This is a genomic window from Actinomadura geliboluensis (assembly GCF_005889745.1).
Taxonomy (GTDB): Bacteria; Actinomycetota; Actinomycetes; order Streptosporangiales; family Streptosporangiaceae; genus Spirillospora; species Spirillospora geliboluensis.
The window spans coordinates 1-13,985 of the sequence record NZ_VCKZ01000251.1 but is presented as its reverse complement, the minus strand read 5'-3'; the positions used below and the strand labels follow the sequence as shown (position 1 = coordinate 13,985).

Genomic DNA, 13,985 nt, shown 5'->3' with positions numbered 1-13,985 from the left:
GGTTGCTCACGAGTTACTCACCCGTTCGCCGCTCGAGTACCCCCGAAGGGGCCTTTCCGCTCGACTTGCATGTGTTAAGCACGCCGCCAGCGTTCGTCCTGAGCCAGGATCAAACTCTCCATTAAGGTCCAAACGACCACCAGCGGGGCGAATCGCCGGCAGCCAAACCTCGAAGAAAATCCCAGCAAAAGCACAACTCCGAAGAGTCGCGCATTGCCTCAAAGAAATCCCCACCACCCTCGAACCGAGGATGGCCACGGGGCGACCCGGACCCCCGAAGGAGAACCGAGCCGATAAAGGCACTGGCTTTTAACACGCTGTTGAGTTCTCAAGAAACGGACACCCACCGCGCCGAACCCCGCTCTCGCGGACCCCGGCTCCGGGGCAACCCTTCTAACTTACCTGTTCCGCTCCCGTTGTCAAGTAGATCCGGGAAGATCTTTTTGACGGTCGGAGGCGTCCCGGTCCCCCCGCGGCGACGAGTCACCCCCAGGCCGTGAGCCTGGCGATGGTCGATCCGTAGGAGTTGCCCCTGCGGGCCGGCCACCTCGCGGCGTCCTGCATCCCGTGTTGGGCTTTTCCGGTATCCTACACCAGCCCGAGCGTCGCTCGAACCAATTTTGGAGTCCCGTCCCCGTGGGCCGGCCGCCTCGTCGGCGTCCCGCATCCCAGATGGGGCTTCCACCTCAGAATAACCCAACTTGGGTCCGGGTTATTCCTGGTGGCTTCCCCCGAGACCGGCCGCCCTGCGGCGTCCCGCGTCTCTCGGGGCACGGGAGACATTATGGTCCTCCGCGAGCACCGTCAAATCGGAGTGCTCGCGTCCCGCACGCCTCTTGTCACCCGGACACACCATCGGCCCCATTGACCTCGCCTTTCACGCACTACGTGCGTCGGGTCACAGTGATGTAGCGTGCGCGGACAGCCCGCTTTACGGCGCCCTGCGGTCCGGGGGCGGGCAGCGGCTCCCGGCACGAACAGTCCGCCGAGGTCAGGAGGATCACCTCGTGAATGTGCCCGTCGCCATCCGCGCGTCCGCCGAACGCCTCGTGGTCGCCGCGACGATGGGGCCGACCATCCATGACGTGCACGCCTGGCGGTTCAAGGTCGTTCCCGGTGCGATCGAGCTGCACGCCGACCAGGACCGGTTCCGGCCCATGCACGACCCCGCGGGACGCGGCCTCCACCTCAGCAGCGGCGCCGCGCTCGTCAATCTTCGCCTTGCCGCGGCTCAGCTCGGGTACGCGGCCGTGGTGCGGCTACTGCCCGACCCCGGGCGGCCATCAGTCCTCGCCTCGGTGCGTCTGGCGGGACGCCATCGCGTGAGTCGCGCCGAACGACTCCTCTACGCGGCGACGTTGAAGCCCCTCCCCGGGAACCGTCCCGCATCAGGGCTTCGGCCGCCCCTGCCCGTCGTGCACGAGCTGGGTGAAGCGGCCCGTCTGGAAGGGGCCGACCTTCACCCGCTCCCCGACGTTCCGGGGGTGAGGGGCTGGCGCGCCGTCCTCACCACCCGTGGTGACTCCCCGGCCGCTTGGCTGCGCGCAGGCCAGGCGCTTCAGCGCCTGCTGCTGAGCGGTGCGGCCCGGTCCGTCTTCGTCTCGTTCATGTACGAGGCGGTAGACATGCCGGAGGCCGAAGTCCACGACGTGACGGAGCCCGGCGAAGTGGCCCAGGTGCTGCTCGAACTCGTCCAGAGCGCGGACGGCCGTCTACACGAGCCGCCTGTACGTCGACAGAACGAAGGACAGCGGGGCGGTGAGCGGGTCCGGTAGGGGCCGCAGCCGTTCGCGGAGCAGATCCGCCGGGACGTGGTGCGCGCTCGGGCCCATCCCGACGAGCGTGGTGATCTCGTCGTGGGTCAGCACGGCCTCCGTCTCGATCTCCTGGCGCGAATCGAACTTGAAGTAGCCCGCGAGCGCGGCGTCCATCCGCTCGGCCTTGCGCTTGTCGATCGTGAGGAGCCCCAGCGGCTCCACCAGGGTGCCGAGGTGCCGGGGCGACGGGGTCACGGTGAACAGGAGCCCGTCGTCGCGGAGCACGCGGTGGAACTCGGCCGCGTTGCGCGGCGCGAAGACGTTGACCACGGTGTCCGCCGCGCCGTCGCGCAGCGGGAGGGGGCGCCACAGGTCCGCGACGACGGCGCCCGCGCGGGGATGGGCCTTGGCGGCGCGCTTGGCCGCGTGCTTGGAGATGTCCAGTGCGAGGCCGACCGCGCCGGGCGCCCGGTCGAGGATCCGGCCCAGGTAGTACCCGGTGCCGGCGCCCGCGTCGACGACGAAGGACGGTGCGGCGCGGGACACCGCGAGGGCGAGGCGGTCGGCGGGCTCGGTGAAATGGCCCGCCTTCAGGAACGCGTCCCGCGCGCGGACCATCTCTGGGGTGTCGGCCGTGCCCGGACGGGCGTTCCCCGGCAGAAGGTTCGCGTACCCCTGCCGCGCGACATTGAAGGTATGCCCGCCGGGGCAGGAGAGTCCGCGGTCGGCCAGTTCGAGGTCGGCTCCGCACACGGGGCACACCAGGCATGGGACGACATCGGCGAGCATCCGTCCATCATCGTTCATGCCGGCCTGGCATCGGGCCCCGCCGCCCCGTTCTTTGCCCTCGTGCCGCGCACTCGCCGCCGGGGCGACCCCGGGGCGTCGGTTCGGCGCAACCCGCGGCGGACGGCTCAGGACTCCGCGCGCCGGCGGACGTCCTCCATGTCGAGGCCGCGGACCTGCTCGATCACGTTCTCCAGCACCGGCTCGGGAACGGCGCCCGGCTCGGCGAACACGATGAGACCGTCCCGGATCGCCATCAGCGTGGGAATGGACCTGATGCCGAACCGCTGCGACAGCTCGGCCTCCGCGTCGGTGTCGACCTTCCCGAACACGATGTCCTCGTGCTTGGCCGCCGACTTTTCGAAGACCGGGGCGAAGCGCTTGCACGGACCGCACCACTCGGCCCAGAAGTCGACGAGCACGATGCCCTCGGCCTGAGCCACCTCGTCGAAGTTGTCAGCGGTGAGTGTGACGGTCGCCATGTCGGTTTCTCCTCAGTCGGGGTATCAGGTCGTAGAGCGGCTCACAGCCTCGCAGTATTCCCCACCCGGGAATCACAGAGCGGTAATTAGCGTTCTCCCCTTAGGGAGATCGCACCGGAGAAGGGTCAGGATGGCTGCAACCCGTACCAAGGGCGACAGGGTCGACGTCCCCGACAAGGATCTCGTCGGGGCGTACCTCGACCGGATCGGCCGCACCCCCCTGCTCGACGCGCAGGAGGAGGTCGATCTGGCCAAGGCGATCGAAGGGGGCCTGTACGCCGAGCAGCTCCTCGAGGACGGGAGGGTGCCCGCGGGCGCCACCCGCGAGGAGCTGGAGGAGCTGGCCGCGGCGGGGCTGCGCGCGAAGCAGCGCTTCGTCGAGGCCAACTTGCGGCTCGTGGTCTCGATCGCCCGGAAATACCCGACCGACTCGTTGCCCCTCATCGACCTCATTCAAGAGGGGAACCTGGGGCTGATGCGCGCGGTGGAGAAGTTCGACTACCGCCGGGGCTTCAAGTTCTCCACCTATGCGACATGGTGGATCAGGCAGGCGATCGGCCGCGGGCTCAGCCACACGGCCCGCACGATCCGGCTGCCGGTCCACGTTGAGGAGGAGCTGTCCCGGCTGCGGCGCGCGGAACGCCAGCTGGGCCGTGAACTCGGCAGGGAGCCGACCCGCGAGGAGCTCGCCGGGACCATCGGCGCCGACGCCGACCATGTGGACGAGCTGCTGCGCTGGCGGCGCGACCCGGCGAGCCTGGACGCGACCGTCGACGACGCCGGCGAGACGCCGATGGGCGACCTCCTGGAGGACCCGGAGGCCGTCACGCCGGAGGCGGAGATCCTGGCGCTGGACGACATCGAGGGCCTGGCGCGGCTGCTCGACCGGCTGCCGGAGCGCGAGTCCGCGATCCTGCGCGCCAGGTTCGGGATGGACAGCGGCCAGCCGCTGTCCTACGCCCAGATCGGCGCCCGGTACGGCTTGAGCCACAACCGGGTCCGGCAGATCACCGACCGTTCGCTGCGGCGGCTGCGTCAGCTGGCGAACGAGACGGATCTGAGCGGCCGCAGGGCGCTGACCGGCGCGCCGGCGGCGGGCGGGGCGGGCGCGCCCGAAGCCCGCCGGGAGCACGCGGCGGCCGGGAGCCGGGCCGCCTGACGGCACCGGCACCCCCATACCGTCGCGAACCGGGCGGCCCCGAGCGGGTCCGCCCGGTTCGCCGTTCCGGGCGGGGCGGGCGGTGCCATAGCCTTCTGGGGTGAGTACCTCCGCCGTCACCGGGGACCTCGACGCCTGGCGCGCGCTCCCCGCCCTCCAGCAGCCCGAATGGGACGATCCCGACGAGGTCCGCGCGGTCGCCGCCGAGCTCGCGACCCAGCCGCCCCTCGTCTTCGCCGGCGAGTGCGACCAGCTGAAGGCGCAGCTCGCGGACGTGGCGCGCGGCGAGGCGTTCGTCCTGCAGGGCGGCGACTGCGCCGAGACGTTCGAGGGCTCGAACGCCGACGCGGTGAAGAACAAGCTGAAGACGCTGCTGCAGATGGCGGTCGTGCTCACCTACGCGGCCAGCGTGCCGGTCGTGAAGATCGGCCGGCTGGCGGGTCAGTTCGCCAAGCCCCGGTCCAAGCCCGTGGAGGTGCGCGGCGGCGTGGAGCTGCCCGCCTACCGGGGCGACGCCGTCAACGGGTTCGCGTTCGACGCCGCGTCCCGCCGCAACGACCCGCAGCGGCTGCTGAAGGCCTACCACTGCGCGGCGGTGACGCTGAACCTGTGCCGGGCGTTCACCAAGGGCGGCTACGCCGACCTGCGCCAGGTGCACGCCTGGAACCGCGACTTCGTCCAGCAGAGCCCGGCGGGGCGCCGCTACGAGCAGCTCGCCGGCGAGATCGACCGGGCCCTGACGTTCATGAAGGCGTGCGGGGCGAGCCCCGGCGAGTTCCAGGAGGTGGAGCTCTACTCCAGCCACGAGGCGCTGCTGCTGGAGTACGAGCGGGCGCTGACCCGCATCGACCACCTCAGCGGGCTCCCCTACGACGTCTCCGCGCACTTCCTGTGGATCGGGGAGCGCACCCGGCAGCTGGACGGCGCCCACGTCGAGTTCCTGCGCCGGATCCGCAACCCGATCGGGGTGAAGCTCGGCCCGACGACGTCCGCGGACGACGCGCTGGCGCTGATCGACCGGCTCAACCCGGACGCCGAGCCCGGCCGGCTCAGCTTCATCACCCGGATGGGCGCCGGCAAGATCCGCGACGTGCTGCCGCCGCTGATCGAGAAGGTGCACCAGAGCGGCGCGCCCGTCGCGTGGATCTGCGACCCGATGCACGGCAACACGTTCGAGGCGCCCAGCGGGCACAAGACCCGGCGGCTGGACGACGTGCTCGACGAGGTCGCCGGCTTCTTCGAGGTGCACCGGGCGCTCGGCACCCACCCGGGCGGCATCCACATCGAGTTCACCGGCGACGACGTCACCGAATGCGTCGGCGGCGGCCACGGCCTCGCCGAGGCCGATCTGCACCAGCGGTACGAGACGGCGTGCGACCCGCGGCTCAACCGGGGCCAGTCGCTCGACCTCGCGTTCATGGTGGCGGAGCTGTACCGCAAGTCGGCTTAGCGGCCCCTGGGCCCCGCCCGGCGGGGCCCAGGTCGCCGGGCGGCATGGGCGCGCTCCCACAGAAGGGGCCGCGCGGCGGCACGTTCCAGGGCGGAGATCCGCGTCAGATGTCGACCTCGGCCCACACGACCTTGCCGCCGGTCACCGGGTCGGCGCCCCAGGAGTTCGCGAACCGGTCGACGATGAACAGGCCGCGGTGCGACTCGTCCAGCGGGCCGGGCACGGTCAGCCGGGGCAGCTGGGCGGCGCGGTCGCGGACCTCGACGCGGACGCGGCCGGTGCCGCGCAGCAGCCGCAGCTCCAGGGCCGTCCCCGCGTGCCGGACGGCATTGGCGACGAGTTCCGCCACGATCGCGGTGACGAGCTCCTCGCGGTCCATCAGCGCCCAGGTGCGCATGGTGCGGGCGGCGAGGCGCCGTGCGTACTCGACCGCCTCGGTCTGCGGCGCCGCGCGCAGTGTGGTCTCGGTCATCGGGTCGGTCACTCCGCCCGCTCGCCGTTCTTCATCGTGTTCACTCACCGCTCATCGGCCGCCGCCTCCTCCGCCGGGCCCTCGATCAGGAACCGGTCGAGCCCCGTGGTGCGCAGGACGTTCTCGACGCGGCCGTAGGCGCCGGTGACGGTCAGCGTCGCGTTCTGGGCGCGCGCGTGCTTGTACGCCCGGACGAGGACGTTCAGACCGGAGGAGTCGCAGAAGTCCACCGCCGCGAGGTCGACGACCACCGCCCGCTCGCCCGCGTCCACGAGCTCGGTCAGCCGAGTGCGCAGCTCTTCGGAAGAGTGCAGGTCGATGGAGCCGCGCGCGGCGATCGTCGCGCGGCCGTCCTGTCGTGTCGTGTGCAAGGCAAGCCCCACGCCACCCCACCTTACCGATTGTTGGTCTCCATCATGACGCCCGTAGAACGATGAGGGCAATGTCGTCGTTCGAGGGCTCCGGGCCGAAATCGCGCACGGCGCGTTGAATGCGGGCGGCGACGGCGCCCGCGCTGAGCCCGGTGCAGCCGGCCAGCAGCCGTTCGAGGCCGTCGCCGTCGCCGAGCAGCCGGCTCCCGGAACGGCGTTCGGTGACGCCGTCGGTCACGCAGAGCAGCACCTCGCCCCGGCGCAGGTCGACCGTGTCCGTGTGGAAGTCCACACCGTCGAAGACGCCGAGCAGGGCCTGGGCCGTGGCCGCCTCGCGCACGCCGCCGTCCGGGTCGAGGACGAGCGGGAGCGGATGGCCCGCGCTCGTCAGCCGGATCCGCACGCCGTCGGGGCGGCGGGTCGCGATCTCGCCGTGCAGCAGGGTGAGCAGCCGGCCCCGCTCGCCCTCGCCGAGGATGAGCCGGTTGAGCCGGGCCAGCACGGCGGGGACGGACATGTCCTCGGCGGCGAGGATGCGCAGCGCGTGCCGGGCGAGGCCGGTGACGGCGGCCGCCTCGGGGCCGGTGCCGCACACGTCGCCGATCGCGAACCGCCAGCGGGACGACGACGCGGGCCCGCCGGGGCCGGGGCCGCTCTCGAACACGTCGTAGAAGTCGCCGCCGACCTCGCTGCCCTCCCCCGCCGGCTCGTACACGACGGCGACCTCCAGGCCCGGGATCTCGGGGATGCCGGGCGGCAGGAGGCTGCGCTGCAGCGCGCTGCTCATGGCGGTCTGCGCGGAGAACAGCCGCGCGTTGTCGACGGCGAGGGCGGCGCGGCGGCTGAGCTCCTCGGCCAGCTCGATCGCGCTGCGCGGGAAGCGGTCGCCGGGCGGGCGGCCGATGACGATGGTGCCGATGCGCCGGCCGCGGGCGATCAGCGGGAACGCGTAGACGTGGTCGGCGGCGGTGTCGCCGGCGGCGGCGCGGACCTCCTCGGGGGCGGTGGCCAGGCCGTTCCAGGGGCCGGGGCCGTCCATCGGCGGCGCGGCGCCCGCGTGCTCCAGCAGCTCGCGGAGCCCGTCGGCGCGGTTCTCGTCGGCGTGCCAGACGTAGGCGAGCCGGTCGGGCTCGCCGTCGGCGACGGTGTAGACGGCGCACCAGGTGGCCAGCCGGGGGACGACGAGCTGGGCGACCAGGGCCATCGTGCGTTCCTGGTCGAGGGTTCCGGCGAGCAGGTCGCTGGCCTCGGCGACGAAGCTGAGCCAGCCCCGCCAGGACCGTTCCAACTCCCCCACCCGTGCCTTCTCCAGGGAGAGCGACATCTCGTCGGCGAGCCGGCCGAGCCGGACGCCGTCGGCCTCGTCGAAGCGGCCGGGGGCGGACGAGACGGCCACCACGACGCCCGTGAGGCGGCCCTGGGACTCCAGCGGCGCGGCGGCCACCGAGCGGGCCTGCAGGGCCGTGGCGGTCGGATCGGCCTCGGCGGCGACCCACGGGGATCCGGCGCGGGCGGCGGGGCCGAGCCCGGCCACCGACAGCTCGCCGAGCGGCAGTTCCGCGGCGGTGCCGGCGGACGAGCCCATGATCATGCGGCCGTCGCGCTCGGTGAGCAGAACGGCGGCGCCCTCGGCGCCGAGGATCTCGCGGGCGGTGGCGACGCCGTCCTCCATGGCCTCCACGGCGGCCGGGGAGCGCAGCAGGCGGTCGCCGGCGACGGGCATGTCGCCGACGTCGCCGCTGAGGGCGCCCTCGCGGCCCTGCGCGCCGGCGGCCTCGCGGGCCTGCTCGCGGTCGCGCGGGCCGCGCTCGCGGGTCTGCGGGCCGCGGCCGGCGGGGCCGTCGCCCGCGGTCTCGGCGGGGGCGGCGGTCTCGGCCTCGGCGGGGGCGGCCGGCGCGCCGGGACGGGCCAGCCGGAACCAGACGCCCTTGGTGCGGTGGTCGTAGGAGACGCCCCAGGACGCGGCGAGCCGGGCGATCGACGGCAGCCCGCGGCCGCTGGAGGCGGTCACGCCCGGCATCTCGATGCCCCGGGTGGGGTGCCGGTCGCGGACCTCGATCTTGATGTCGCCGTCCTCCAGCCGGCAGGAGACCTCGAAGGACGTCCCGGCGTAGGCGATCGCGTTGGTGGCGAGCTCGCTGGTGGCCAGCACCGCGTCGTCCGCGGCCTCGTCCATGCCCCAGTCGGCCAGCACCTTCCGGACGAAGCGGCGCGCGTCCGCCACCGCCGCGGCGGCGGACGGGAAGGTGGCCGACGCCGTCTGCCGATCCAAACGTCATCCCTTGCTCGAAGCGTCTCTGCCCCCGTCCGACCATCGTGGCAGACGGGTCGGCCGCGCGGCCACGAGAGCCGAGAAGGGGTTTCCGTGACGCGTCCGGCCTCGTTGAACGCTACCCCCGCCACGACACGACAGACCGTAACACGAAGACTACAAGCGCGGATGCACGGTCATCGACGTCCGTTCACGGCAGACCCGCGAACGGGTCCGGGCACCGCCCGGCGACGTAGAGTACAGGTGCGGCCGGAACAGAGGGCCCAGGGAGGCCGGCCGGAGGCCCGGCGGGAGGGTCCCTTCCGTCCGGGCTTTCGACGAGGTGTCCGGATGTTCGACGATCGCGGGCCAGGAGGATGAAGAGAATGCCGCGTACCGCGTCACGTGCCCGCCCCGGCGGGTACCGCGACACGACCCCGCGCTACAGCGACGCCGACCTCGAGCCGCTGCTGAAGGCGCTGGTAGCCGTGCGGGACGGCAGGGCGAGGGCGGAGCTGGACGTGCCGGGCGAGGGCGCCGTGGCGGAGGCCGCGGCGATCCTGGAGGAGATCCGGCAGAACGAGCAGGAGCTGGCCTCCGGGCTCAGCCGCGTCCGGCGGGAGATCGGCCGGGAGGGCAAGCTGCGCGGGCGGCTGGCCTCGGGCGGCCTGCGCGGCACGTGGGCGACCTCCGTCGAGGACGCCAACGCGATCATCGACAAGCTCACCGACCTCGCGACCGGGATGAGCCGGGTGGTGGAGGCGGTCGCGGCCGGGGACCTGAGCCAGCGGGTCGAGCTGCGGGTGCGCGGCCGGCCCATGCGCGGCGAGCTGCTGCGCATGGCCAAGTCGGTCAACGGCATGGTGGAGCTGCTCGACCAGTTCACGTGGGAGGTCACCCAGTTCGCCCGCGAGGTCGGCACGGAGGGCCGGCTCGGCGGGCAGGCGCCGGCGCGCGGCATGACGGGCCGCTGGCGGGACGTGACGGCGTCGGTGAACGTGATGGCGGCGCGGCTGACGTCGCAGGTCCGCGACATCGCGGAGGTCACCACGGCGGTCGTGAAGGGCGACCTGACCCGCAAGGTGACGGTGGAGGCGAGCGGTGAGCTGCAGGAGCTGAAGCTCACCGTGAACACGATGGTCGACCAGCTCTCGGCGTTCGCCGACGAGGTCACCCGCGTCGCCCGCGAGGTCGGCACCGAGGGCCAGCTCGGCGGGCAGGCGAACGTGCGCGGCGTGAGCGGCGTCTGGAAGGACCTGACCGACAACGTCAACGCGATGGCGAACAACCTGACCAACCAGGTCCGCAACATCGCGCAGGTCACCACCGCCGTCGCCGACGGCGACCTCGGCAAGAAGATCACGGTCGACGCGCAGGGCGAGATCGCGCAGCTCAAGAACACGCTGAACACGATGGTCGACACGCTGTCGGCGTTCGCGGACGAGGTCACCCGCGTCGCCCGCGAGGTCGGCACGGAGGGCCGCCTGGGCGGCCAGGCGCGGGTCCCGGGCGTGAGCGGCGTCTGGAAGGACCTGACCAACAACGTCAACGGCCTGGCGTCCAACCTGACCTACCAGGTCCGCAACATCGCGCAGGTCACCACCGCCGTCGCCGAGGGCGACCTCGGCAAGAAGATCACGGTGGACGCGCAGGGCGAGATCCTGGAGCTGAAGGACACCGTGAACGGGATGGTCGACACGCTGTCGGCCTTCGCCTCCGAGGTGACGCGCGTCGCGCGCGAGGTCGGCACGGAGGGCCGCCTCGGCGGCCAGGCGGTCGTGCCCGGCGCCGGCGGCGTCTGGCTCGACCTCACCGACAACGTCAACGCGATGGCGAACAACCTGACCAACCAGGTGCGCGGGATCGCGCAGGTGACGACCGCGGTGGCGCAGGGCGACCTGACGCGCAAGATCGAGGTGACCGCGCAGGGCGAGATCCTGCAGCTCAAGGACACCCTGAACACGATGGTCGACACGCTGTCGTCGTTCGCGTCCGAGGTCAGCCGCGTCGCCCGCGAGGTCGGCACCGAGGGCCGCCTCGGCGGCCAGGCGATCGTGCCCGGCGCCGGCGGCATGTGGAAGGACCTGACCGACAACGTCAACGGCATGGCGTCCAACCTGACCTACCAGGTCCGCAACATCGCGCAGGTCGCGACCGCCGTCGCGCACGGCGACCTGACCCGGCGCATCGACGTCAACGCGCAGGGCGAGATCCTGGAGCTGAAGACGACGCTGAACACGATGGTCGACACGCTGTCGTCGTTCGCGTCCGAGGTCACCCGCGTCGCCCGCGAGGTCGGCAGCGAGGGCCGGCTCGGCGGGCAGGCCGAGGTCGAGGGCGTGTCCGGCACCTGGAAGCGGCTGACCGAGAGCGTCAACGAGCTGGCCGGGAACCTGACCACGCAGGTGCGGGCGATCGGCGAGGTCGCGAGCGCGGTCGCCACCGGCGACCTGACCCGGACGATCACCGTGGAGGCGCGCGGCGAGGTCGCCGAGCTGTCCGACAACGTCAACCTGATGGTCGCGACGCTGCGCGAGACGACCCGCGCCAACGAGGAGCAGGACTGGCTCAAGACCAACCTGGCGCGGATCGGCGGCCTCATGCAGGGCCACCGCGACCTGCTCCAGGTCGCCGAGCTGATCATGCGGGAGCTGACCCCGACGGCGAGCGCCCAGTACGGCGCGTTCTACCTGGCCGAGACCGCGGGCGAGGAGGCCGAGCTGGTGCTGATCGCCGGCTACGGGACGCGCCGGGGCCGGGACGGTGCGGTGCGGTTCGCGCTGGGCGAGGGCCTGGTCGGGCAGGCGGCGCAGGAGCGCCGGCCGCTGCTGATCGCGGACGCCCCCGCCGACTACGTCAAGATCGGGTCGGGGCTCGGCGAGGCGTCCCCGGTCAACATCATCGTGCTGCCGATCGTGTTCGAGGACGAGGTGCTCGGCGCGATCGAGCTGGCCTCGTTCGGCCGGTTCACCGACGTCCACCTGGCGTTCTTCAGCCAGCTGATCGAGACGATCGGGGTGACGCTGAACGCGATCCGCGCCAACGCGCGGACCGAGGCGCTGCTCGGCGAGTCGCAGCGGCTCGCGCAGGAGCTCCAGGAGCGGTCGGACGAGCTGCAGCGCCAGCAGGGCGAGCTGCGGCACTCCAACACCGAGTTGGAGGAGAAGGCGGCGCTGCTGGCCCAGCAGAACCGCGCGATCGAGATCCAGAACTTCCAGATCGAGCAGGCCCGGCGGACGCTGGAGGAGCGCGCCGAGCAGCTGGCGATCTCCTCGCGGTACAAGTCGGAGTTCCTGGCGAACATGTCGCACGAGCTGCGCACGCCGCTGAACAGCCTGCTCGTGCTGGCCAAGCTGCTGTCGGAGAACCAGGACGGCAACCTCACCGGCAAGCAGGTGGAGTTCGCCCGGACGATCCACGAGTCCGGCACCGACCTGCTGGAGCTGATCAACGACATCCTGGACCTGGCGAAGGTCGAGGCCGGGAAGATGGAGGCGCACCCGCAGCGGCTGGCGGTGTCGTCGCTGGTCGACTACGTGGACGCGACGTTCCGGCCGCTGTCGGTCGACAAGGGCCTGCAGTTCGGCGTGGAGGTCGCGCCGGACGTCCCGGCCACCCTGAACACCGACGAGCAGCGGTTGCAGCAGGTGCTGCGGAACCTGCTGTCGAACGCGGTGAAGTTCACCGCGGAGGGCGAGGTCCGGCTGCTGATCGAGCGGGCCGGCGACATCGACTTCACGCTGCCGGCGCTGTGGAACACCCCGGACGTGATCGCCTTCCGGGTGATCGACACCGGGATCGGGGTCAGCGCGGACAAGCTGCAGGAGATCTTCGAGCCGTTCCAGCAGGCCGACGGGACCACGAGCCGCCGCTACGGCGGCACCGGCCTCGGCCTGTCGATCAGCCGGAACATCGCGCGGCTGCTCGGCGGGGAGATCCACGCGGAGAGCCAGCCGGGCCGCGGCAGCGTGTTCACGCTGTACCTGCCCGCCCAGTACAGCGAGCGGGAGGACCGGCGCCGCCCGGAGCCCCAGGCGGACGCGATCGGCGGGGGCCGGGAGGTCGACTTCGGCGCGGGCGCCGAGAAGGGCAACGGCGCCGTGGTGCGCCCGCTTCCCGCCGGTAAGGCCGAGGCGGGGCCGGCGGCCGAGCCGGTGCCCCCGGCGACCGAGCCCGAGGCCGCGCTGAACGGCATGGTGGAGGAGCCCCCCGCGGACTTCCTCGACACCGTCCTGTCGGGCCGCAAGGTGCTGATCGTCGACGACGACGTCCGGAACGTGTTCGCGCTCACCAGCGTGCTGGAGGGCTACGGGATGGAGGTCCTGTACGCCGAGGACGGGCAGGCCGGGATCGACCTGCTGCACCGCAACCCGGACGTGGCGGTCGTCCTGATGGACGTGATGATGCCGGGCCTGGACGGGTACGCGACGACGGCGGCGATCAGGGAGATGCCGCAGTTCGCCGACTTGCCGATCATCGTCATCACGGCCAAGGTGATGAAGGGCGACCGGGAGAAGAGCCTCGCCTCCGGCGCGTCGGACTACGTGCCGAAGCCCGTGGACGTGGACCATCTCCTCGACGTCATGAGGAACTGGCTGCAACCCTCCGTCGTCCGCTGAGGAGAGGAGAGACCCGGGCAGTAGGGTCGCCCTGTGGGCCCGTCGCGGCCCGCGGCGGCGGGGACCGGAATCGGAGAGGCGCGCGTGGACGACAAGGCGAAGATCCTGCTCGTGGACGACCGCGAGGAGAACCTGATCGCGCTGGAGGCCATCCTCAGCTCGCTCGACCAGGACCTGGTCCGGGCCCGGTCCGGTGAGGACGCGCTGAAGGCGCTGCTCACCGACGAGTACGCGGTCATCCTGCTGGACGTCGTCATGCCGGGCATGGACGGCTTCGAGACGGCCCGCGACATCAAGCGCCGCAAGAAGACCCGCGACCTGCCGATCATCTTCCTCACGGCCGTGAACAGCGACCCCGACTACGCGTTCCGCGGATACGCGGCGGGCGCGGTCGACTTCATCTCCAAGCCGTTCGACCCGTGGGTGCTGCGCGCCAAGGTGTCGGTGTTCGTGGAGCTGCACAACAAGAACAAGCAGCTCCGCGACCAGACGACCCTGCTGCGCGAGCAGGCCGCGCTGCTCCGCGACCAGCAGCGCCGCCTGGACGAGCAGCCCGGCGCCGACCCGTCCGAGCAGGTCTGGGCCCGCCTGGCGGCGGTGGAGGAGCAGGCCGAGGTGGTCGGCAAGCACGTCCCGCC

The 13,985-nt window shown here is 72.1% G+C and carries 10 protein-coding genes and 1 rRNA gene; 5 read left to right on the top strand and 6 right to left on the bottom strand.

From position 1 onward, the window contains the following. Positions 1-125: ribosomal RNA gene (locus ETD96_RS28600) — 16S ribosomal RNA — on the bottom strand; the annotation flags it as partial. An 888-nt stretch (positions 126-1,013) separates the two neighbouring features. On the opposite strand from ETD96_RS28600, the gene ETD96_RS28595 reads away from it, so the two are divergent. Continuing rightward, positions 1,014-1,775, top strand: coding sequence for a hypothetical protein (locus tag ETD96_RS28595; RefSeq protein ID WP_240808296.1), 762 nt, complete (start codon positions 1,014-1,016; stop codon positions 1,773-1,775). Here the strand turns inward: ETD96_RS28595 and ETD96_RS28590 are convergent. Together ETD96_RS28590 and trxA are read right to left on the bottom strand one after the other, a co-directional pair. Then, positions 1,713-2,564: a putative RNA methyltransferase gene (locus tag ETD96_RS28590; protein ID WP_240808295.1), complete on the bottom strand. Its 852-nt coding sequence runs from the start codon at positions 2,562-2,564 to the stop codon at positions 1,713-1,715. The two genes, ETD96_RS28595 and ETD96_RS28590, sit on opposite strands and share 63 nt — an antisense overlap. Before the next feature lie 107 nt (positions 2,565-2,671). Further along, entirely contained in the window at positions 2,672-3,025 is a 354-nt protein-coding gene (gene trxA, locus ETD96_RS28585) for a thioredoxin (RefSeq protein ID WP_138639594.1), read from the bottom strand. Between the two features lie 130 nt (positions 3,026-3,155). Here trxA and ETD96_RS28580 point away from each other — a divergent pair, with 130 nt between their 5' ends. Beyond that, positions 3,156-4,184 (top strand): sigma-70 family RNA polymerase sigma factor, encoded by a 1,029-nt coding sequence (locus ETD96_RS28580; protein ID WP_240808294.1) that lies wholly within the window; start codon positions 3,156-3,158, stop codon positions 4,182-4,184. A 100-nt stretch (positions 4,185-4,284) separates the two neighbouring features. Further along, positions 4,285-5,634, top strand: a complete 1,350-nt coding sequence (locus ETD96_RS28575) for a class II 3-deoxy-7-phosphoheptulonate synthase (protein ID WP_138639593.1) — start codon at positions 4,285-4,287, stop codon at positions 5,632-5,634. Between the two features lie 103 nt (positions 5,635-5,737). On the opposite strand, the gene ETD96_RS28570 is transcribed toward ETD96_RS28575, so the two are convergent. Genes ETD96_RS28570 through ETD96_RS28560 form a run of 3 tightly spaced genes read right to left on the bottom strand, consistent with a single transcriptional unit; the run spans position 5,738 to position 8,749 of the window. After that, on the bottom strand, positions 5,738-6,106 hold the full coding sequence (locus tag ETD96_RS28570; RefSeq protein ID WP_240808293.1) for an ATP-binding protein: 369 nt from the start codon (positions 6,104-6,106) through the stop codon (positions 5,738-5,740). Positions 6,107-6,150: 44 nt separating this feature from the next. Continuing rightward, positions 6,151-6,477 (bottom strand): STAS domain-containing protein, encoded by a 327-nt coding sequence (locus ETD96_RS28565; protein ID WP_240808292.1) that lies wholly within the window; start codon positions 6,475-6,477, stop codon positions 6,151-6,153. 43 nt (positions 6,478-6,520) lie between these two features. Further along, positions 6,521-8,749, bottom strand: a complete 2,229-nt coding sequence (locus tag ETD96_RS28560; protein WP_138639591.1) for a SpoIIE family protein phosphatase — start codon at positions 8,747-8,749, stop codon at positions 6,521-6,523. A gap of 365 nt (positions 8,750-9,114) precedes the next feature. Here ETD96_RS28560 and ETD96_RS28555 point away from each other — a divergent pair, with 365 nt between their 5' ends. Then, complete coding sequence (locus tag ETD96_RS28555) at positions 9,115-13,347, top strand: hybrid sensor histidine kinase/response regulator (RefSeq protein WP_240808291.1); 4,233 nt, start codon at positions 9,115-9,117, stop codon at positions 13,345-13,347. A gap of 84 nt (positions 13,348-13,431) precedes the next feature. Beyond that, positions 13,432-13,985: response regulator (locus ETD96_RS28550; protein WP_138639589.1), on the top strand; the 554-nt coding region annotated here is incomplete at its 3' end.